General features: G+C 55.8%; 20 protein-coding genes. 13 read left to right on the forward strand and 7 right to left on the reverse strand.

Features of this window, described 5'->3' with window-relative positions; genetic code table 11:
* Positions 1–3 precede the first annotated feature (3 nt).
* The 3 genes from CLM58_RS12995 to CLM58_RS13005 are packed head-to-tail and all read right to left on the reverse strand — an operon-like array spanning position 4 to position 2,201.
* Entirely contained in the window at positions 4–936 is a 933-nt protein-coding gene (locus CLM58_RS12995) for a pseudouridine-5'-phosphate glycosidase (protein ID WP_095596330.1), read from the reverse strand.
* Positions 933–1,823: a PfkB family carbohydrate kinase gene (locus CLM58_RS13000; protein WP_095596331.1), complete on the reverse strand. Its 891-nt coding sequence runs from the start codon at positions 1,821–1,823 to the stop codon at positions 933–935. Before CLM58_RS13000 ends, CLM58_RS12995 begins: the two co-directional genes overlap by 4 nt.
* A 39-nt stretch (positions 1,824–1,862) precedes the next feature.
* Positions 1,863–2,201 (reverse strand): cupin domain-containing protein, encoded by a 339-nt coding sequence (locus CLM58_RS13005; RefSeq protein WP_095597099.1) that lies wholly within the window; start codon positions 2,199–2,201, stop codon positions 1,863–1,865.
* 216 nt (positions 2,202–2,417) lie between these two features.
* Between CLM58_RS13005 and rpsB the strand changes: the two genes are divergently transcribed.
* Positions 2,418–3,200: a 30S ribosomal protein S2 gene (rpsB, locus tag CLM58_RS13010; RefSeq protein ID WP_095597100.1), complete on the forward strand. Its 783-nt coding sequence runs from the start codon at positions 2,418–2,420 to the stop codon at positions 3,198–3,200.
* Between the two features lie 83 nt (positions 3,201–3,283).
* A complete protein-coding gene (gene tsf, locus CLM58_RS13015; RefSeq protein WP_095596332.1) occupies positions 3,284–4,165 on the forward strand; it encodes a translation elongation factor Ts in 882 nt (293 codons plus the stop codon).
* A 423-nt stretch (positions 4,166–4,588) separates the two neighbouring features.
* Here the strand turns inward: tsf and CLM58_RS13020 are convergent, their stop codons facing one another.
* Positions 4,589–5,380 (reverse strand): helix-turn-helix transcriptional regulator, encoded by a 792-nt coding sequence (locus CLM58_RS13020; RefSeq protein ID WP_095596333.1) that lies wholly within the window; start codon positions 5,378–5,380, stop codon positions 4,589–4,591.
* Between the two features lie 654 nt (positions 5,381–6,034).
* On the opposite strand from CLM58_RS13020, the gene CLM58_RS13025 reads away from it, so the two are divergent.
* The 7 genes from CLM58_RS13025 (at position 6,035) to CLM58_RS13055 (ending at position 13,023) form a co-directional block, all read left to right on the forward strand.
* Positions 6,035–6,877, forward strand: coding sequence for a TIM barrel protein (locus tag CLM58_RS13025; protein WP_229666100.1), 843 nt, complete (start codon positions 6,035–6,037; stop codon positions 6,875–6,877).
* 82 nt (positions 6,878–6,959) lie between these two features.
* Positions 6,960–7,898: a substrate-binding domain-containing protein gene (locus CLM58_RS13030; RefSeq protein ID WP_095596335.1), complete on the forward strand. Its 939-nt coding sequence runs from the start codon at positions 6,960–6,962 to the stop codon at positions 7,896–7,898.
* A 75-nt stretch (positions 7,899–7,973) separates the two neighbouring features.
* Positions 7,974–9,047, forward strand: coding sequence for an ABC transporter permease (locus CLM58_RS13035; RefSeq protein WP_095596336.1), 1,074 nt, complete (start codon positions 7,974–7,976; stop codon positions 9,045–9,047).
* Positions 9,048–9,062: 15 nt separating this feature from the next.
* On the forward strand, positions 9,063–9,842 hold the full coding sequence (locus tag CLM58_RS13040) for an ATP-binding cassette domain-containing protein (protein WP_095596337.1): 780 nt from the start codon (positions 9,063–9,065) through the stop codon (positions 9,840–9,842).
* Positions 9,843–9,996: 154 nt separating this feature from the next.
* Complete coding sequence (locus CLM58_RS13045; protein ID WP_095596338.1) at positions 9,997–11,142, forward strand: phytanoyl-CoA dioxygenase family protein; 1,146 nt, start codon at positions 9,997–9,999, stop codon at positions 11,140–11,142.
* Positions 11,143–11,177: 35 nt separating this feature from the next.
* Complete coding sequence (locus CLM58_RS13050) at positions 11,178–11,936, forward strand: SDR family NAD(P)-dependent oxidoreductase (protein ID WP_095596339.1); 759 nt, start codon at positions 11,178–11,180, stop codon at positions 11,934–11,936.
* Positions 11,937–12,021: 85 nt separating this feature from the next.
* Positions 12,022–13,023: a LacI family DNA-binding transcriptional regulator gene (locus CLM58_RS13055; protein ID WP_095596340.1), complete on the forward strand. Its 1,002-nt coding sequence runs from the start codon at positions 12,022–12,024 to the stop codon at positions 13,021–13,023.
* A gap of 123 nt (positions 13,024–13,146) precedes the next feature.
* On the opposite strand, the gene CLM58_RS13060 is transcribed toward CLM58_RS13055, so the two are convergent.
* From CLM58_RS13060 to CLM58_RS13070, 3 genes are read right to left on the reverse strand one after another with little or no spacing between them, the layout of a single operon-like run.
* Positions 13,147–14,280, reverse strand: coding sequence for a Gfo/Idh/MocA family protein (locus CLM58_RS13060; RefSeq protein WP_095596341.1), 1,134 nt, complete (start codon positions 14,278–14,280; stop codon positions 13,147–13,149).
* Positions 14,281–14,292: 12 nt separating this feature from the next.
* Positions 14,293–15,186, reverse strand: coding sequence for a TIM barrel protein (locus CLM58_RS13065; protein WP_095597101.1), 894 nt, complete (start codon positions 15,184–15,186; stop codon positions 14,293–14,295).
* A 17-nt stretch (positions 15,187–15,203) separates the two neighbouring features.
* Positions 15,204–16,307, reverse strand: coding sequence for a Gfo/Idh/MocA family protein (locus tag CLM58_RS13070; protein ID WP_188720412.1), 1,104 nt, complete (start codon positions 16,305–16,307; stop codon positions 15,204–15,206).
* A gap of 124 nt (positions 16,308–16,431) precedes the next feature.
* Between CLM58_RS13070 and iolD the strand changes: the two genes are divergently transcribed.
* From iolD to CLM58_RS13090, 4 genes are read left to right on the forward strand one after another with little or no spacing between them, the layout of a single operon-like run.
* Positions 16,432–18,300 (forward strand): 3D-(3,5/4)-trihydroxycyclohexane-1,2-dione acylhydrolase (decyclizing), encoded by a 1,869-nt coding sequence (iolD, locus tag CLM58_RS13075; RefSeq protein ID WP_095596342.1) that lies wholly within the window; start codon positions 16,432–16,434, stop codon positions 18,298–18,300.
* Positions 18,300–19,274, forward strand: a complete 975-nt coding sequence (locus CLM58_RS13080) for a PfkB family carbohydrate kinase (protein WP_095596343.1) — start codon at positions 18,300–18,302, stop codon at positions 19,272–19,274. Before iolD ends, CLM58_RS13080 begins: the two co-directional genes overlap by 1 nt.
* 18 nt (positions 19,275–19,292) lie before the next feature.
* Positions 19,293–20,135, forward strand: a complete 843-nt coding sequence (locus CLM58_RS13085) for a 5-deoxy-glucuronate isomerase (RefSeq protein ID WP_095596344.1) — start codon at positions 19,293–19,295, stop codon at positions 20,133–20,135.
* On the forward strand, positions 20,132–20,962 hold the full coding sequence (locus tag CLM58_RS13090) for a class II fructose-bisphosphate aldolase (protein ID WP_095596345.1): 831 nt from the start codon (positions 20,132–20,134) through the stop codon (positions 20,960–20,962). Before CLM58_RS13085 ends, CLM58_RS13090 begins: the two co-directional genes overlap by 4 nt.

Consider the following 20,962-nt stretch of genomic DNA (forward strand, 5'->3'; position numbering starts at 1 on the left):
GGATCAGCTTTGGTCCGCTTTTTCCCGCAAGGCTGTGATGCTGGTGGCTATTTCAGCGGCAAGACGAGCGTTGTTCAGCACCAGCGCGATGTTTGCATCCAGTGATTTCCCATCCGTTAGTTCAAAAATCCGCCCAAGCAGGAAGGGTGTCACCTCTTTGGCGGAAACGCCTGCGGCTTCGGCTTCGGATAGAGCTGCCTGAATGATCGGGTTGATTGTCTCTGTCGGAATTTCAGCGGTTTCGGGTATTGGGTTTCCCACCAATTGCCCGCCGGGCAAACCAAGCTGCCCGCGCAGCAGATGTGCCTGACCTATTTCCGACGCGGTATCAACGCGCAGCGGGGCAGGTAGGCCGGATGACCGCGACCAGAAAGCCGGGAAGTCATCACTTTGGTAGCACAGAACCGGAACGCCTTGGGTTTCAAGGGTTTCCAGAGTTTTGGGCAGGTCCAGAATGGCCTTTGCACCAGCGGCAACAACGGTCACCGAAGTTTGCGCCAGCTCCATCAGGTCTGCGGAAATATCAAAGGTTTCCTCAGCCCCGCGATGAACACCACCGATCCCGCCGGTCGCAAACACGTCGATCCCTGCGAGGTTTGCACAAATCATCGTTGCCGCAACTGTTGTCGCCCCGGTCCAGCCTTTGGCCAGACACACGGCAATATCGGCGCGGCTGACCTTGTGCGCGCCGTTGGATTGGGCGAGTTTCTCTAACGCCTCAGGGGTCAGACCTGCATGAATTTGACCGTCCATCAGGGCGATTGTCGCTGGTACCGCACCTGCATCGCGAACCTGTTGTTCGACCAGACGCGCGGTCTCTAGGTTCTGCGGATAGGGCATCCCGTGGGTGATAATCGTGCTTTCCAGTGCGACAATCGGCGCGCCGGTTCGTTTGGCCTCTGCCACTTCGGGCGAAAAAATAAGGGGCAGGGTCATTCGGTCTCTCCACAGACATAGGCCGCGGCGGCATTCAGGGCGGTTTGCAAAGCGGCTTCGGGCGTTTCACCGCGCAGCTCAGCGGCAATATGGGCGGCCATGAAGGTGTCTCCGGCGCCGGTAACACGCGTGACAAGCACAGGTGGCGGCGTCATCGAGCGGACACCATCTGGGGTCCCTTCAGAGGCAGGATCGCCGCCATCGGTGACCAGAACACGACCAAGCCCACGCCCGACCAACCCCTTGGCGGCGCTGGCCGAATCTTCGAACTTGGATTGGCACAGAATGCTGGCCTCTTCCCGGTTCACATAGAAGGTGGCGTTGGGATGAGAGATCAACGGCATCAACCGCTCTGCCTTACCGGGGCTGGCTGGGGCGATGCGCAGATCAGCCTTGGCAAAAAGCGGGCTGCGCGCGATCTCTGCCAGCAACACGGTCGTCAGGTTGCCATCAAGTGCGACCACACCTTCGAACGGGGCGTCGGCCGAGCCAAGCCGCCCGTCGGAAAGCGCGGATAAAATTTTGTCGCCAGCAGCCTCTAGCGAATGTGCATCCGCGATCGCAGCCACAAGACCATTCGCCCCCTCAATCGCCATATAACGGTCAGTTGGCAGGTCCTTCGAACGGTAAAGGTATTCTGTTACCAGCCCCATGCTGACGCATCTTTGAACCAAAGCATGCCCCTCGGCATCGTCACCGACGACGCTAAGCAGGGCAGGGCGCAGACCAAAGCCGGACAGGGTCATGGCAATATTCAACGCCACACCACCCGGCAGGGTTTCAATCCGGCCGGGCACATCCGCGCCGGATTTCATATGCCGATCGGTACGGCCAACCATGTCCCAAAGTACGGAACCGATGCAGAGGATATCTTGAGAAGTTTGCATCCCTGACTTTTGATCTCAAAGAAAGGGCGGCGCAAGTGGCTAGTCAGACTTGATCGGATATCGGTCGGGCTCTTCAAATATATCAATCACGACGGTGCCGGCTTTCAAACTCCCTCCGTGAACCGCCCCGTCCGGAATAGAGTAGCTATCCCCACGAAGGTAGGTTCGCGTCTCATCGCCGATCGTCAAATTTAATTCGCCTTCCAGAACGGTACCCCACTGGGCTTTGTGGTGATGCATTGGCAGTTCAAAGTCTTGGTGCGCCATTACCATCATCATCAACCCACGGTCAGATTGGATTGCCCTGGTCTCAACGACCTCAGGGTCGAAAGGGACATCCACTTGTGGCAGAGCCAAAATAAACTCGGGAATATTCATGAAAACCTCCTTTTGTTTAACGCAGATTAACATCTTGTATGCAGGACGAAGCAATTTTCCCGACATTCCCTTGCATTAGTTTCCGCGATGCCGTATGTGCGCGTCACTTCACAGGCGAGGGTCGGGCCGATGGGAGAGACATCCCCAAAGGTCCACCGGTTGGGCAACTGCCCTTTGATGCTCTCGCTTAGGCGCAAACCGGAAAGGAATATGGACATGGCGCTTCCTGAATTCACCATGCGTCAGCTGCTTGAAGCTGGCGTTCACTACGGTCACCAAACCCAACGCTGGAACCCGCGTATGCAGGAGTTCATCTACGGCGACCGTAACGGCATCCACATCTTCGACCTGACCCAGACCGTCCCGATGCTGGACGCTGCTCTGAACGTCGTTCGTGAAACCGTCGCCAAAGGCGGCCGTGTTCTGTTCGTCGGCACCAAACGTCAGGCCGCAGGCCCGATCGCCGAAGCCGCAGAGAAATGCGCGCAGTACTACATGAACCACCGCTGGCTGGGCGGCACGCTGACCAACTGGAAAACCGTTTCCCAGTCGATCCAGCGTCTGAAGTCCATCGACGAGCAAATGGCATCGGGCGCAGAAGGCCTGACCAAGAAAGAGCGTCTGGGCATGGAACGTGAGCAGGCAAAACTGCAAGCGTCTCTTGGCGGTATCGCCGAGATGGGCGGCACTCCGGACCTGCTGTTCGTTGTTGACGTCAAAAAAGAAGCTCTGGCCATTGCAGAAGCCAAGAAACTGGGTATCCCGGTTGTAGCTGTTGTCGACACCAACTGCTCGCCCGACGGCATCGACTACATCATCCCGGGCAACGACGACGCATCGCGCGCGATCTCGCTGTACTGTGATCTGGTCAGCCGCGCCGCTCTGGACGGTATGAGCGCTCAACTGGACGCGGCAGGTGTTGACCTGGGCGCGCTGGAAGAAGGCACCGTCGAAGAAGCGATCGCTGAAGAAGCTGCAGAGGCACCGGCAGAGGCGTAAGCCCCGGCACGTTGTCACACAACTGATACCAGACGTGGATAATCCCGCGTCTGGACATCAATCCACATACTAGGAGAGCCAAAATGGCAATCACCGCAAAACTGGTGAAAGAGCTGCGCGACAGCACCGGCGCAGGCATGATGGACGCGAAAAAAGCGCTGACCGAAACCAATGGCGACATGGAAGCCGCGGTTGACTGGCTGCGCACCAAAGGTCTGGCGAAAGCCGCCAAGAAATCCGGCCGTACCGCTGCAGAAGGTCTGGTCGCTGTTGCTGTAGACGGCGGCAAAGGCGTTGCTGTTGAAGTGAACTCGGAAACCGACTTCGTTGCGAAAAACGCAGAATTCCAGGGCATGGTTGCAGGTATCGCAAACGCCGCTCTGGGTGTTGCTGACGTTGAAGCACTGGCCGCTGCCGATCTGGGCGGTAAGACCGTTGCCGACACTCTGACCGACAAAATCGCCACCATCGGTGAGAACATGGGCCTGCGCCGCATGGTCACCGTCGAGGGTGAACAGGTTGTGACCTACATTCACAACCCGGCCGGCGACAACATGGGTAAAATTGGCGTTCTGGTTGCCCTGAAAGGCGACAACGAAGCCTTCGGCAAGCAGGTTGCAATGCACGTTGCTGCTGCTGACCCGCGCCCGCAAGCGCTGACCGCAGAAGACCTGGACCCGGCCGTTGTTGAAAAAGAGCGTCAGATCCAGATCGACATCGCGCGTGAATCGGGCAAGCCCGAGCAGGTCATCGAGAAGATGATCGAAGGCCGCATGAAGAAGTATCTCGCAGAGATCACTCTGCTGAACCAAGCCTTCGTTATTAACCCGGACCTGACCGTTGAAGCAGCGGCCAAAGAAGCCGGTGTTGAAATCGTCGGCTTCGCCCGCGTTGAAGTCGGCGAAGGCATCGAGAAAAAAGAAGAAGACTTCGCAGCGGAAGTTGCAAAAGCCGTTCAGGGCTAATCCTGTCTTCATACAATTTCGAAAACCCGGCCATCGCGCCGGGTTTTCTTTTTATTGGGGCAGGGGAGGTGATGACCAGTGCCCCTTAAAACCCAAAACGGCGCGATCCAGGGAAGGATCGCGCCGCTGGTGCAGCACTCATTGGGATTGAACTCGCACGCAGGCCAGACGATCTAGGCCAAATATTCCCACGTCCAGCTTTCCGGTTTCCCGGACAGAAAAGGTTCAGTCGAAATCGCGACGTCTGCTTCTCCTGCTCCTATGGCTAAATTGCCACCACTCACGGAACACAACCAGATTAGACGCATACTTCCGTAAGGGAAAGTAAGGGAAACCCGACAAGAGAAAGAATTTTTGGGAAAGTTAAGTGAATTAGTATCCACCTAGATTGGCGCCAGATAATAACTTAACTAAATCGTCTAACTACTTATTTTTAATATATATTTGGTTATGGAGGGAAGCCTTCAAGACAGCCTGCGCCGTTGTATCAACGTTCAGAACCTCTCTGGCCCGACGAAGGTGCTTTTCAACTGTCGCTGGTGTCAACTCAAGGATCTGCGCGATGTCTTGAGTCGTTTTTCCTTCACCAACCCATTCCAGCACTTCACGTTGCCGACTGGTCATATTCCGGTCTTTGCTCGAGAACGGCAGATCCATCAGCTTGAGGTGCGCGACATTGCAGAAGGCCAGGATTTTACGCCCGTGTTCGCTCCACAAGGCATCTACATAATCTTGGTCTTTGTCGGATTCAGTGGCCAGCCCCATGGCAGCCTTATGCCGCTTGCTCGCGCCACCGAAGCTTAGCGTATAACCAGCAGTCAGGTTAAATTTTTGATTTAATTCCAGCACCTTACGCTCGCTCGAGGAAAGCTCTTTTCCGTCAAGCATTTCGGCCATTAACGACCAGCTTTTGGCGCCAACATTGTCCTTTGCCCATAGCAGCATCGGTCCGCTAAAGAACAAACGATCTTCGATGAACTGACGAACATAATCCGACGGTAAAGTCGTTAGGATCATAAAGTCGCTTGGGTCACCAAACGAATTCATCGAGTTAAATCGCGTGTTCCCATAGATGATGCGTGTGAACCCAAACTCGCTCAACCAATTGCTCAAGAACTGCCACAGATCGTCGACGTGCTGCGCTGAAATTACGGCTTCGACGTCATTCAAAGATAGACCGTCACTGATAATTCTGGATTTGGTTATTTGGTCCATAGTCGCCAGTCTGCCCGGACAAATACGCCTCAGGGCAAAAAGAGAGGGTACGCGTCATATCAATAGAGAAATTATGTTAGATGGTCGTCAAACTAGCGAATTAGTTACAGGTTTAACAATAGTAGGATTACAGGAATTCTCTTATTTATACGCTTTCATCGCGTCATATTGCATCCACTTTTACCATAATACTTATTATTGGTTATTCAGGCGAACTAAACCGTTCAATTCAATTCTTTAAAAATAGTCAATTTGGGGTTCAAACGAATCTCGCGCTACGCACCCCACCGTTAACTGCGCGCCCAGTTCACGAACTCTATCCCTAAGATTGGACCGTAACACAGCCTAGGCTTTAATCAGAAGCCAAAATTCAGAAGTTTCATTTCCTTTACTCGAAGGTTTTTCCAAGAGCCAAATCAGAAAACTCACACTGCCCTCCTCTACGCCTGGACACTATCCCCGAGAATTTAGGCTTCCTGAACTAAATGCTTTTTCAAAAGATTTTTTAAGCCTCCAAAACTTCAAGTCGGATTCATTTTTTAAAACAACTGTGGCCCTCAGTCATTCAATTTCTGCAACCGGTTGCAAAAAATGGTTGACTCAAACCTCCACAGACCGCAGGTTTAGTGTCGAAACCAGAGTCGGAGACTGCGAATGTTTCATTTGCAGTCAGGGGGAGCGATGCTCGATTTCGGATTGAACCAAGTCACGATGCCGAATGCGACATTCGATGAGTTTTTGTGTGTTGCAAAAGAATTGGGCTGTATCGGCGTAGAATTACGCAACGATTTGGGCCGCCCCTTTTTCGACGGTATAGGACCGCAGGAGGCTTATTCCTGTGCTAAAGATCACGGCTTACGAATCCTCGGATTGTCACAGGTTTACCCTTGCAACCGGTGGACAGAAAACACTGCCACAGAGGTTCGTGCGCTGATTGAAATTGCAGAGGCTGTTGGAGCAGAAACCATAAGTCTGATCCCCTGCAACGACGGCTCAGGTACTGATGAAAAGTCTCGATCTCAAGATTTGCAGACAGCTTTGGAGAACTGCCTGCCCTTTCTCCAAGATGCCAATCAGGTGGCCTTGGTAGAGCCTTTGGGATTCACAAGGTCTTCTCTACGGCTGAAATCAGAGCTGGTCCAAGCGGTAGACGCTTTAGGCGCTCAGGATCATATCAAGCTGGTTCATGACACCTTTCACCATGCCTTGGCCGGTGAAGATCAACTCTTTCCCAAGCAAACCGGGATCGTGCACATCTCGGGTGTTGAGGCCAATATTCCTTATGACCACATGCAGGACGAGCACCGAATTTTGGTCGGTGGTGGCGACCGCCTGAATAACATTACCCAAATTCAGGCCCTTCTCGACGCCGGATATACCGGCGCCTTCTCTTTCGAATGTTTCGCGCCAGAAGTTCAAGGCCTCGCCCGCCCTGCCCGCGCGATCCGACAGTCAATCGATTTCATATCCTCGCAACTCAAGCAGAAGGCTGCGTGATGCGCGGGTATTGATTAGCCCCACTGGGGGAAGTTCCGGTGAAACGCACGGTGTGCCGGACACCATTTTTGGGAGGAAACTCATGAAGAAGACATTTGTCGCGGCTGGTATTGCCGCAATGATGGGAACCAGCGCAATGGCGCAGGAAATCGGCGCAACCTTTTCCCGGTTTGACGATAACTGGCTGACCGTTCTGCGTAATGGCATGGTTGAATATGCCGAGTCGATTGATGGGCTGGTTTACCAGCAGGAAGATGCGTCTGACGACCTAGCGAAGCAAATCGACCAGGTGAAGAACTTCGTGGCATCCGGCGTGGACGCTATCATCGTGAACATCGTCGATACCTCGGCCGGTGCTGCTGTTTCAGCCGCGGCTGGCAACGTGCCGCTGGTCTATGTGAACCGTGAGCCCGACAACGTGAACGAGCTGCCGCCGACCCAGGCCTTCGTCGCGTCGAACGAGATCGAATCCGGCACCCTCTCTGCCTTTGAGGTCTGCAAAAACCTGCGTGCTGCCGGCAAAGGCAGCGGTGCGCGCGGTTACCTAATGAACGGCCAGCTGTCGAACCAGGCGGCTGTGCAGCGTTCCAAGGACGTTCATGACGTGATCGGCATGGACATGTGTAACTTCATGGAGATCATCGACGAACAGACCGCAAACTGGTCGCGTGATGAAGCTCAGGACCTTATGACCAACTGGATGTCCTCGGGTGAGCCTTTTGACTTTGTACTGGCCAACAATGACGAGATGGCAATTGGTGCGATCCAAGCGATGAAAGCTGCTGGCATGGACATGGCCGACGTTCAGGTTGGTGGTGTTGACGCATCGCAGGACGCCCTTCTGGTGATGGCAGCAGGCGATTATGACGTCACCGTTTTCCAGGATTCTGTCGGTCAAGGAACCGGCTCTATCGACGCTGCGCTCAAGCTGATCGCAGGCGAGAAAGTGGATAGCAAAGTCTACATCCCGTTCGTTCTGGTGACCCCAGAGAACATGGATGACTTCCTGGATAAGAACTAAGCGACTTAACCCGTAAAATCGGACGGCGCGATTTCAGCGCCGTCCTTCCCACTACCCCAAAACTGGGAGAGGCAAATGGCTGACACGAGCCACGGCACCGGAGGCCTGACCTTTGACAAATCCAAAAGGTCCTGGCCGAACGAACTGAACATCCTGCTGGCACTGATCATCATCATCGTGATTTTCGAAGCCATCGGACAATTCGCGCCATACATGCGCGACCAAAGCTTCCTTTTCGACACAAAGGACCGCTTTGACAGCATCTTCAACGAAGCGCGGCTTCAAATTATCGTCCTACAGGTGGCCATTATCGGCATCATCGCACTGGGCGTGACCCAAGTCATCATCACCGCCGGGATCGACCTTTCGTCTGGTCCATTGGTCGCGGCGACGGCCATGATCGCGATGAGTTTCGCGCAGACCGAACTAGTGAATGGCCAGCCCAACCCCAAAGCCCTGTTCGGCACTTGGGCGATGGACCTGCCCGTTATCGTCCCTGTGGTGATCGGCCTGACCTTTGGCGCCATGATCGGGGCAATCAACGGCACATTTGTCGCCTATCTACGCATTCCACCCTTCATCGCGACATTGGGCATGTTCCTGATTTGCCGCGGCATCGCGCTGTGGTGGTCCGGTGGTAACCCGGTTTCATTCCCGACAGACTCTTACGCCTTTCTTGGCTCAGGCATGATGCCTGTGGTCTGGTTCGTGGCGCTGGCGATCGTCTTCCAGCTGATCATGAGCTTCACGGTGTACGGCAAACACACCTATGCCATTGGGTCCAACGAAGAAGCCGCGCGCATGTCCGGCATCAACGTCAGACGCCACAAGGTCATGGTCTATATGATCGCCTCGATCCTGGCGGCCTTTGCGGGCATCGTCCTCAGCTCGAAAGCATCTACGGCACAGGCCGGTATGGGCGAATTCTATGAACTGTTTGCCATCGCGATGGCGGTTATCGGCGGCATCAGCCTAACCGGTGGTCGCGGGTCGATCATCGGCACCGTGCTTGGCGCAATGGTTCTGGGCGTTATCCGCTCGGGGTTCACCTACATCAAACTGGACGGTTCGTACCAGTTGATGGCCATGGGTGCGATCATCATCGCTGCGGTCATTCTTGACCAGTACCGACAACGAAACCGAGCATAGTCAGGAGAGACAGATATGAGCGAAGATATCGTTCTGAAAACCGAAGACCTGACCAAGCATTATGGCGGTGTTCACGCGCTGGAAGGCGCAGACTTCGAAATGCGCAAAGGCGAGCACGTCGCGATCATGGGCGATAACGGTGCTGGCAAATCGACCTTCGTGCGCCAGATCACCGGGGTGGAACAACGCACTCGCGGCAAGGTCTGGCTGTACGGAGATGAGGTGCAATTCGACGGACCGCTGGATGCGCGCGAAGCCGGGATCGAGACCGTGTTCCAGACCTTGGCTCTGGCCGATGATCTGGACGTTCCCGACAACCTGTTCCTAGGGCGCGAAAAGACCTATGCCGACTGGCTGGGCCCCTTCCGCCTGCTGGACTACAAGGCCATGCGTCAGGCAACCATCGACGGGTTGAACCGCACCGCGGTGAAGATCCCCAACATCCGCAACACCATCCGAAACATGTCGGGCGGTCAGCGGCAATGTGTGGCGATTGCACGTACAGCGACCTTCCATTCCAAGCTGACCATCATGGACGAACCCACGGCGGCGCTTGGGGTTCAGGAGACCGCGCAGGTGGAAAACATCATCCGCACTTTGAAGGATGAAGGTGAGCCGTTGATCCTGATCAGCCACAACATGCGGCAGGTGCTGGATCTGGTGGATCGCATCGTCGTCTTCCGGCGCGGCCGCATCGTGGCCAACCTGAAAAAGGAAGAGACCGACGGTCAGGACATCGTTGCCTATATCACCGGTGCCAAAACCGGCGAAGAGTATATGGAGCACGCGCTCTGAGGCGCGATCTTAACCTGATCGGGCGACAGCTCGAAAAATCCGGCGCCGGGCGTTCAATCCCCTTCTACGCCCGCGCCCGTTGCTCCTTGGCCAGGTCGGCCTCGTGGAACAACCACTTGGCCCCGCTGCACTCCAGTTTTGAAAAGGACGCCAGATGACCGGCTATTTCACCAAAGTCGATTGCCGGATCGAAGTTTTCGAGGCCCTGATCGCAGAACGCCTTAGCCCCGACTGTTTGCGCTTTGCAGACCGTGTCGAAAACAACATCCCGATTTATGAGGCCGAGCAGGTCAAAACCGCCCTCGCCTCTTCTTTTCAACGACAGGCTCTGATGGCCGAATGGGCCAATGTACTGGCAGACCATTCAGGCGCTGTCGTTCTGAAAGGCGCGGTCCCAGACCTTCAGGCAATCGACGACGCAACCGCGATCTATGAAACCATCATCGAAGAAGAGCGGTTGGCCAACAGCGGCGGCGATCACTTCGGCGAACGCGGCGCGAATGACCGCGTCTGGAACTCTCTGCAAAAGCTCTGCCTGCGTGACTCGGCTGTTTTTGCCCGCTATTTCGCAAGCCCCGCCATCGCCGCCATCAGCGAAGCATGGCTTGGCCCGTGGTACCAAATGACAACGCAGGTGAACCTCGTGCGTCCCGGCGGAAAAGCGCAGGTCTGCCATCGGGATTATCACCTTGGCTTCATGACCGAAGAGCAGTCCCAAAGCTTTCCGGCACGCGCGCATCTATTGTCCCCCTCCCTGACCCTGCAAGGTGCCGTCGCCCATTGCGACATACCGATAGAAAGCGGCCCGACAAAGCTGTTGCCGAACTCTCAACGCTATGGCCCGGGCTATCTGGCGACCCTGCTGCCAGAGTTTCGCGAGGTCTTTGAAAACCACCACGTCCAACTTCCACTGGAAAAGGGCGACGGTCTTTTCTTCAACCCTGGGACCTTCCACGCAGCCGGCGACAACAGTTCCGCAGATATCGAACGAATGGCTAACCTGATGCAGATCGGTTCGGCGATGGGGCGCACGCTAGAACGGATTGATCGCACCGCCATGGTGCGGGCCCTCTACCCTGCCCTAATGGATCTTGGCCTGACCGGTTCAAAGCGCGCAGCAACCATTGGGGCCGCCGCCGAAGGTTATCCCTTCCCAACAAATCTGGACACAGATCCGCCGATTGGGGGGCTTGCCTCGGAAAGTCAGGCCGAACTTCTGGCAAGGGCTCTTGACGAAAGGATGTCTTTAGAGGACTTCGAAACAGCATTAAATCAAAACAGGGCGCGACGTTTGCCCTGATCAAGAATTCCTCGCGCTACAAAGGACCGAAACAGATGACTGACCAGTTTGCGAAGTACCCAAGCCTTGAAGGCAAAACGGTATTTGTCACCGGGGGCGCATCCGGGATCGGCGCACGGATCGTTCGGGCATTTGCCGATCAGGGGGCCAAGGTTGGTATTCTCGATATCGACGAAGCGGGTGGCAAGGCCATGCTGTCCGAGATCGGGAACACCCACGCGTTTGCGGCCTGTGATCTGCGTGACATTGACGCCTTAAAAACTGCTATGGATCAACTGGTCTCGGCGATTGGACCGGCGCAGGTTTTGGTCAACAACGCCGCGCGCGACGACCGGCACGACTGGACCGATGTAACGCCAGAGTACTGGGACGAGCGTATGGCGACCAACCTGCGCCACATGTTCTTTGCGATCCAGGCCGTTGCTCCAGGGATGATCGAAGCCGGAAGCGGATCGATCATCAACATGGGGTCGAACTCTTGGTGGGAAGCCGGCGGAGGTTTCCCGGCCTACACAACCGCAAAGTCGGCGGTGCATGGCCTGACCCGCAGCATGGCCCGCGATTTGGGGCCGCATAGGATCCGCGTAAACACCGTGGTTCCGGGTTGGATCATGACAGAGCGTCAGAAAGAACTTTGGGTAACGCCCGAGGCTTTGGCCAAACATCTGGACCGGCAATGCCTGCCGGACCCGATTGATCCGGTCTACGTGGCACGCATGGTGGTGTTCCTTGCCTCTGATGATGCGGCAATGTGCAGCGCCAACAATTTCATGGTTGAAGGAGGTTCGATCTAACGCCGCTAGGTTTCTTTTTACAAAGGGATTAATAGCTCTGATGTCGAATCGGATTCGGTGATGACGAAGAACGGAAAGTAAGACGATGGCAGTGACGTTGAAAGAAGTTGCAGAACGCGCGGGTGTTTCACGCTCGGCCGTTTCACGCACTTTCACCAAAGGTGCGTCTGTCTCTGCCAAAACCCGGCGAAAGGTCGAAAAAGCCGCGAACGAACTGGGGTATCACCCCAACGCGCTTGCATCGTCGCTGACCACGGGTCGGACCAAACTGATTGGCTTGGTGTCGAACAACTTCCACAACCCGATCTTCCTCGAAGTCTTCGACCTGTTTACCCGCGGCCTGCAAGACTGCGGATTGCGGCCCTTGCTTGTGAACCTGTCTGACGAGGTTAACCCGCAGGACTCGGTTCGGATGATGGCCCAGTATTCGGTCGACGGCGTCGTCGTCGCCTCATCCACCCTGCCCCCGGGATTTTCCAAAGCGTTTCGTGACTTCGGCATTCCGGTGGTCCACGCTTTCGGTCGGTCCTCTTCCTCACCACAGGTCCATGTGGTCGGTATCGACAACGTAGAATGCGGTCGCATGGCCGCCCGGGAACTGGTTGCCCGAGGCTACGACGATGTTGGCTTCCTTGGCGGCCCGGAACAGGCAACTTCGACACAGGACCGCTATACCGGGTTCATGTCGGAAATGGCCCAGCATCCGCATATCAAAACCAGCTACTCATATGCGGACGCCTATTCGTTTGACGCAGGACGCCGCGAGATGTTGCGCCTTCTCAAAGAGCCTACAGCGCAGGCCTATTTCTGCGGGGATGACGTTCTTTCGATCGGTGCGCTATCCGCGATTGAAGACAGCGATCTGTCCTGCCCAGACGACATCGGCATCATCGGGCTGAACGACATGGAGATGTCCGGTTGGGAAAACATCAACCTGACGACGATCCACCAGCCGATCCGGCAGATCATCACCTCGTCGATTGAGCTGATGGTCGCGATGCTGGACGAGCCAGAGCGCCTCCCAGAGGCGCGTATCTTCCCCTGCTCTGTCGTCGAACGCGGCACCCTTCGCGCGATCAAAGGTTAACCGCTGCCACCTGGCCAAAGCTCATATGCTGGTCATATGCAGATCATACGCCAGTAATATCGTCGGATTTCGCAGAAAAGCCGGGCGTTAACCCGGCTTTCCCACGATTAAGTATCGCGTAAATCAGCGGAAAATCGACGGGCGCGCGTCCATCCAGACGCCGCCATTCTTGGCTGACGCAACTGCCGTATGAACCGCCGCCATAGACCGCACGCCATCCGCGGCATTCGGCAATCCGTCGCGCGTTTCACCGCGAATGGCATCCGCCAAATCGCAGTAAATATTGGCTACAGCCAGTGGAAACCCCTCGGGATGGGCGATCGCGACACGGCTTAAGCGTTGTGCATCTTCGTGCAAACCGCCCTCACCTTTTTCGATGATCTGCGTACGCCCGCCCACCGGCGTATAGATCAATTGGTTCGGCTGCTCAGACGCCCAACGCAACCCGCCGGTCTCACCAAAGACTTGAATTTCAAACCCATGCTGGCGACCAATCGCCACCGAAGACGTCCACAACCGACCCACGGTCCCACCATCCATGCGAAAGTTCACCATCGCATCGTCCTCCAAAACCCGGCTTGGGATGGTCGAGGCAAAGTCGGCAGACAAGGTCGAAACCTCGTCATTGCAAATGAAGCTGGCCATGTGCAAGGCGTGGATCCCGCAATCGGCGAACTGGCCAGAAACCCCAGCCATTTCAGGGTCATAGCGCCAACGGACCCTTGGATTATCCGCGTCTGTCGCGTCTCCGTGGTGGCCATGGCTGAAGGCCGTCACGACCAATCGTACACTGCCGATCTCGCCGTTTTGCACCATCGCGCGGGCCTGCCGCACCATCGGATAGGCAGAGTAGCAATAGTTCACCGCGCAGATTTTTCCGGTCTTTTCGACTACGCGCACGATCTCTTCGCCCTCTTCCACCGTCATGGTCATCGGCTTTTCACAAAGCACGTTGAAACCAGCTTCCAGAAACGCCTTGGTGATCTCAAAGTGGGTCGAGTTCGGGGTCGCCACGGTCACCAGATCAATTCGATCATCCCGGTTCTTTTCGCCCTGCAGCATCTCGGTCCAATCGCCATATGCACGATCTGCGGCGACGCCCAGTCGTTGGGCATACTCGCGCCCCACTTCCGGTCGATGATCCAACGCGCCGGCTGCAAGTTCAAAGTGCCCGTCAGCCAAGGCGCCAAGCCGATGCGCCGGGCCAATTTGGCTGCCTTCACCGCCACCGATCATTCCCCACTTCAGTTTCTGCATCTCCCGGCCTCCTTACTTAAAGCCAATAGATTCAAGGTATTCGCGGTTATCGCGGTTGTCTGCCATTGGTGTGACATCCAATGTTGGATCAATGTCCTGTTCGACCGTACACCAGCCTTCAAACCCGGCGTCCAGAAGCAGCTGTCGGACTTCGGGAAAATCGACATCCCCCTGCCCCAGTTTGCAGAAAATCCCTTGGCCACAGGCGTCATAGAACCCGGTTCGGTTCTCGATGACCTCAGCTTTCACTTTCGGGTCAATGTCTTTGAAGTGCATATAGGAAATCCGGTCCATGTAGCGCTTCATGAAGGCAACCGGATCGAACCCGGCATAAGAATGATGACCGGTATCGAAACAAATCTTCAGGATCTTCTCGTCCACTTCGTCCAACAGGCGTTCCAGCTCTGGTTCGAAGTCCATGAAACCCGCTGCGTGGGCGTGAATGCCAACGGTCAAACCGTATTCTTCGGTTCCAATTCGGGCGCTTTCGGCAAGACGGTCCCGAAAAGAAGTCCACTCTGCCTTATCCATTTGCTCTGCTTCAGAGGCGCGGCCAGCGGTTGGGGCGCGGCGCGGTGAAATCGAGTCGATCAGAACCAAATGTTCAGCCCCGTGTGCCTTGAGCGCGCGCGCCGTGCGATGCGTCGCATCCAGCACATCGTCCCACGCATTTGGATCGTGATAGGCGCGGAAGACGACACCGCCGATCAGCTGAAGGTCGTATTCAGCCAAAGCATCTGCCAAGATCGAGGGGTCCTCGGGCATAAATCCGACCGGACCCAATTCAATACCCTTATACCCCGCCTCGGCGCACTCTTTCAGCACCGTTCGCCATGTGGGGTTGCGCGGATCATCCGCAAATTCCACACCCCAGGAACACGGGGCATTTCCGATTCTGATGGTCATATTCTTCTCTCCGATAATCAGAAGCGATTGATATCTTTCCATGTTTCGTCGTCTGACGACGCAAGGACGGCTGCGATCACACGATTGACTTCGTGCCCGTCGCGGAAAGTCGGCCAAACGGGTTCACCCGTTTCTATGGCCTGCAGGAAGTCGCGGGCTTCGATAATGATCTGGTCCTGATACCCTGTGCCGTGGCCGGGGCCCTGGCAGAAGGGTTCATAATCAGGGTGCGCCGGTCCCGTCAGAATTTTCCGGAAACCGCGCTCGGCCTCGGGGCCGTCCATCTTGTAAAGCCAGATAGCATTCTGATCTTCCTGATCAAAACGAATGGCCCCCTTGGTTCCCGTGATTTCATAGGCATAGCCCATCTTCCGACCCGTCGCGATGCGCGAGAAAAAAAGATGCCCCATGGCCCCATTCTTAAAACGGCACATCATCTGGGCGTGGTCGTCGTTGGTAACCTCTCCACCCGGTCGCGTTTTGTGAACGGTTTCAACAGCGCCCATGACCCGTTCAATCGGCCCGATCAAGGCAAGCGCCGCGTTGATCATATGCGGGGCAAGATCGCCCATCGTTCCATTCGCCATCCCGGTTGTACGCCACGTCGCAGGAGCCTTTGGATCGGCGAAAAAATCTTCAGTATGTTCGCCGCGAAACCACGTGATATCCCCGATCACTCCATCGGCGATCAGATTGCAGGCATACTGGCTTGCTGGCGTCCTGATATAGTTGAACCCCACCATATTCGCCGCGCCTGATGACTCTGCCGAAGCGACCATCGCCGCGCTGTCCTGCATCGAAGCACCCAGAGGTTTTTCACACAAAACAGGCTTTCCAACTGCAAAAGCTGCCTCGGCAATTTCACGATGAGTTTCTTGTGGAGAGGCAATAACGATGGCCTCGACCTTTGGGTCTGAAACAAGGACCCGCCAATCGTCCGTAGACCGGGCGAACCCATAGGCCTGACGGTAACGCTCGGCACTTTCCGGGCTTGAGGCGCACACCATTTCCAACCGCGGACGTAAACCGGTGTTAAAGACAGCGCCAACGGACGACATCGCAACCGCATGGGCCTTACCCATGTAGCCACCCCCAATGATGCCAACACCTAGCTCTTTCATTACCTGTTCCCTCCCCGATTTGAATTTTAGATTGCAACCGGTTGCAAAGGTTGTATCTTGAGAATCGAAGACTCGCAAGCTGCATTCGGCATCTGCCCGGATTTTCTGAAAGGCCCGCGTTGAAATGACAACCACACCCGAAACTATCCGCCTCACTACAGCGCAGGCAATTATCCGATGGCTCTCTAACCAATTCATTGAAATCGACGGCAACGAGATGCGCCTGTGCGGTGGTGGTTTCGGTATTTTTGGCCACGGCAATGTGACGTGTCTCGGCGAGGCTTTGAACACTGTTCGTGAGGAACTTCCCCTCTACCGCGGTCAAAATGAACAAAGCATGGGTTTCGCAGCCGCAGGGTATGCCAAACAGTGGCTTCGTCAGCGGTTCATGTTCTGCACGGCTTCTGCCGGGCCGGGTACTGCCAACCTGCTGACCGCTGCTGGTCTGGCCCATGCCAACCGATTGCCGATGCTGATGCTTTGTGGTGATACCTTCATCACACGCCTGCCCGACCCGGTTCTTCAGCAGATGGAGAACTTCAACGACCCGACATTTGGTGTGAACGACGCTTTCAAACCTGTAAGCCGTTTTTGGGATCGCATATGCCATCCAGCACAAGTGATCCAATCGTTGCCCGCGGCGATTTCCACAATGCTTGATCCTGCAGACTGTGGCCCGGCCTTCATTGGCCTGCCCCAGGATGTACAGGGATGGACCTATGATTACCCGGTCGAATTCTTTGCCAAGAAGGTTCACCGTATCCGTCGACAGGCCCCGGACGCAGATGAAGTGGGCGACGCAATCGCCCTTTTGAAAACCTCCAAGCGCCCGATGATCATTGCCGGTGGAGGCGTACAGTACTCGAAGGCCGTTGCAGAACTAACTGCATTCGCAGAGGCCCACCAAATCCCAGTTGTGGAGACCATCGCTGGCCGCGCCAACATGTTGGCCACCCATCCCCTGAACATTGGCCCAATTGGCGTAACAGGTTCGGACAGTGCCAATGCAATAGCTGAAAAAGCCGATGTGATCGTCGCAATCGGAACGCGCCTACAGGACTTTACTACCGGTTCTTGGACAGCGTTTTCGAAGGATGCCAAATTCATCTCAATCAACGCTGGCCGCCACGATGCGGGTAAGCATATGTCCCTTCCCGTCGTAGGTGACGCGAAATTGTCGCTGAGTGCCTTCGCCGCGGCATTAGACTATTCGACGCCAGCCGACTGGGTGGCCTTCGCTCAAGACGAACGCAAGAAATGGGATGCCTACGTTGCCGAGAATGTCTCGTATGGCAATCGTCCAAATTCTTACGCGCAAGCCATAGGTATCGTGAACGACCTGTGCGAACCACGCGATCGTGTGGTTGCCGCAGCTGGCGGCCTGCCCGCCGAAGTCACGGCCAACTGGCGCACGCTGGACATCGGCACCGTTGACGTCGAATTCGGCTTTTCCTGCATGGGATATGAAATTGCTGGCGCCTGGGGCGCGCGTATCGCGCAATCCGAGCAAGAACCGGATCAGGACACAATCACCTTCTGTGGGGACGGCTCTTATCTGATGCTGAACTCGGATATTTATTCCAGCGTTCTGAGCCAAAAGAAACTGATTGCGCTGGTGCTGGACAACGGTGGCTTTGCGGTCATCAACAAACTGCAAAACAACACCGGCAACGAAAGCTTCAACAACCTTCTGGAAGACTGCCCGACCATCCCACAAGCCTTTGGCGTGGACTTCGTGGCTCATGCGGCTTCAATGGGAGCGACCGCAGAAAAAGTCCCCAATCCTGCGGAATTGGCCGAGGCGTTCAAGCGCGCTAAAGCTTCGGACAAAACCTATGTGATCGTAATGGACGTCGACCCGTATGAGGGGTGGACGACCGAAGGCCACACATGGTGGGAAGTTGGCACTCCGCACGTCACAGACGACGAAAACGTTCGCCAAGCTCATGTTGAATGGGAATCCACCCGCAGCAAGCAACGCCGGGGTGTCTGATGAGCGCTTTGATCGAAGGCATTCGCAAGGGGAACTTCGTGGTCTTCGGCCGCGCCGGGATGGACATGTTTGCCGACCCGCAAGGCACCAAGGCCGAACATGCCGAGGTGTTTCGCGCGGACCTTGGCGGGTCTTCCGCGAATATCTGCGCGGGACTTTGCAAACTTGGGATGCAATCCGCGTTGGTGACCTCTGTCAGTGATGACACGGTCGGTCGGTTCTGCACCAATAAGCTGAAGCACTACGGGGTCGATACGCAGTATGTGACCGTTTTAGGCGGGGAATACCGCGTTTCCTTGGCAGTCTACGAAAGCACGATGGACGACTTCCAGCTGTGCATCTACCGCAATAACGCTGTGGATTTTCAAGTCACAAATACGGATGTCGACAAGGTCGATTACGGCGCATTCGGCGCGCTGATCACCGCAGGCACCGTCTTTGCAGCCGAACCCTCGCGAGGCTCTACGTTCCGATCATTTGAAAACGCACGGGCGGCAGGAATTCCGGTGATCTTCGACATCGACTATCGCCCCTATTCGTGGCCCTCTCCTCAGGTCGCCGCCGAGGTTCTTTCTCGTGCTGGCGAGGAAAGCGATATGATCGTCGGCAATGACGAAGAGTTCGGCTTCATGGCCGGCGGCATTGAAAAGGGTCTTGATAAGGCCCGAGAACTCGCCGCTTCGGGCAAACTCATTATTTATAAAATGGGCCATGAAGGCGCGATCACCCTGATGGACGGGGAAGAGATACGCACCGGAATCTATCCCGTCACTGCTGTTAAACCGAACGGTGCAGGCGACAGCTTCATGGCTGGAATGCTCGCCAGCATTGCCGAGGGTCGTGACCTTCGCGAGTCCGTACTGCGCGGCTCTGCCTGCGCGTCAATCGTTGTATCCAAACCGGGATGTGCCCCCTCGATGCCGACCACGGCCGGGCTGGAGGCATTTCTGCAAGACCATCCCGGCCCCACTTGAGAATGAAAGGAGTCGCCAATGCATATCGCGCCTCATGACAACCAGAACAAACCGATCGTCGACGTCGACAATGAGTTGGTGCCGCTGAACTACTTCAACATCGTGAAGCTGAAGAAAGGTGAGATATTCGAGTACAGCGTGCCTGGGTACGAAACCTGCGTCGTCCCGGCCACTGGCACTGTAAACGTCGATGTCGAAGGGGCTGTTTATGAAAACCTTGGCAATCGAACGGTCGATGTCTGGGATGGCGATCCCGAAGGCGTTTATGTTCCAGTCGGCGCCAAGGTGCGCATTACCTGCCTGACGGATGAGACCGAAACTTTCATCGCGGGTGCGAAGTACGACAAAGTTCTGGAACCCTTCGATGTTCGCGTACCTGAACTGGATGTTGTTCAGTATGGGTCTGACGAGACAAAAACGCACCGCAAGATCAAACACATCCTCGGCGCTGGCCACCATGACAAGGTCGGCCGCCTACTGGTAAGCGAGCTGTACACCGTGGGCGCGGGCGGTTGGTCCGGTTTCCCATCGCACAAGCACGACACTGATCGGCTGCCGGATGAAACCCGACATGACGAGACCTATAACTTCCGGTTTAAGCCAAACTATGGCTCTGGCGTTCAGATGCTGCAGCGTGAGGACAACGAACCTGGCGATGCCTATCACATCATGGATCGCTCAACGATCTTGCTGGACAAGGGCTATCACCCCTGTGCGGTGCTACCGGGGTACGAAATGTACTATTTCACCATTCTGGGTGGGCTGAGCCAGCGGTCTTTAAAACAGTATTTCCAACCGACCCACGCGGAACAGCTAAAAACCATTCCGGGCATCATGGACATGGTGGCAAAGTTTAAATGACCCTAGTAACACTAGCAGATGTGCTTCAGCCCGCGCTGAAGCAGGGCCACGCTGTGGCCGGATTGGTCACGCTAGGCTGGGAAGACATGCGCGCCTATGTTGCGGCGGCAGAGGCCGAGAATTCTCCGGTGATCCTGCAGGCCGGACCATCTTGCCGAGAGCACACACCTTTACCAATTCTTGGTAAAATGTTCCGCCATCTGGCCGAGAATGCCAGTGTTCCGGTCGTGGCGCATCTAGACCACGGCTATACGGCCGAGGACTGCAAAATAGCCATCGACAGCGGGTTTACGTCCGTGATGTTCGACGGCTCGCGAAAACCACTGTCAGAAAACATAGACGAAACAGCCGCAATCGCGGAAATGGCCCACGCTGCAGGGGTTTCGTGCGAAGGAGAGATCGGTTTTGTCGGCTATTCTGGTGGAGAGAACTCTGCCGGAACCGACCCTGACGAAGCCGCAAAGTTCGCGCAAGAGACAGGTGTCGACGCAATGGCAATCTCTGTGGGCAACGTGCATCTTCAGCAAGACAAAGAAGGCGGCTTGGACGAACCCCGTATTCGCGCGATTGAGGCAGTGACGGAGGTGCCGCTGGTCATCCACGGGGGCTCTGGCGTGCCAGTGGCGCAGAGAACTGCGCTGGCTCGGGGATCAAAGATCTGCAAATTCAACATCGGTACGGAACTGCGTATGGCCTTTGGAAAAGCATTACGCGAGGCCGTGAATGCGGACCCAAACAGGTTTGATCGCGTGCAAATCCTAAAAGAAACACATGACCCGGTGATGGCCGCGACCCGCCGCGTTCTTCAAGCGTTTAAAGGAGCTTAG

The sequence above is a fragment of the Actibacterium pelagium genome (genome assembly GCF_002285415.1).
Classification (GTDB): domain Bacteria; phylum Pseudomonadota; class Alphaproteobacteria; order Rhodobacterales; family Rhodobacteraceae; genus Actibacterium_B; species Actibacterium_B pelagium.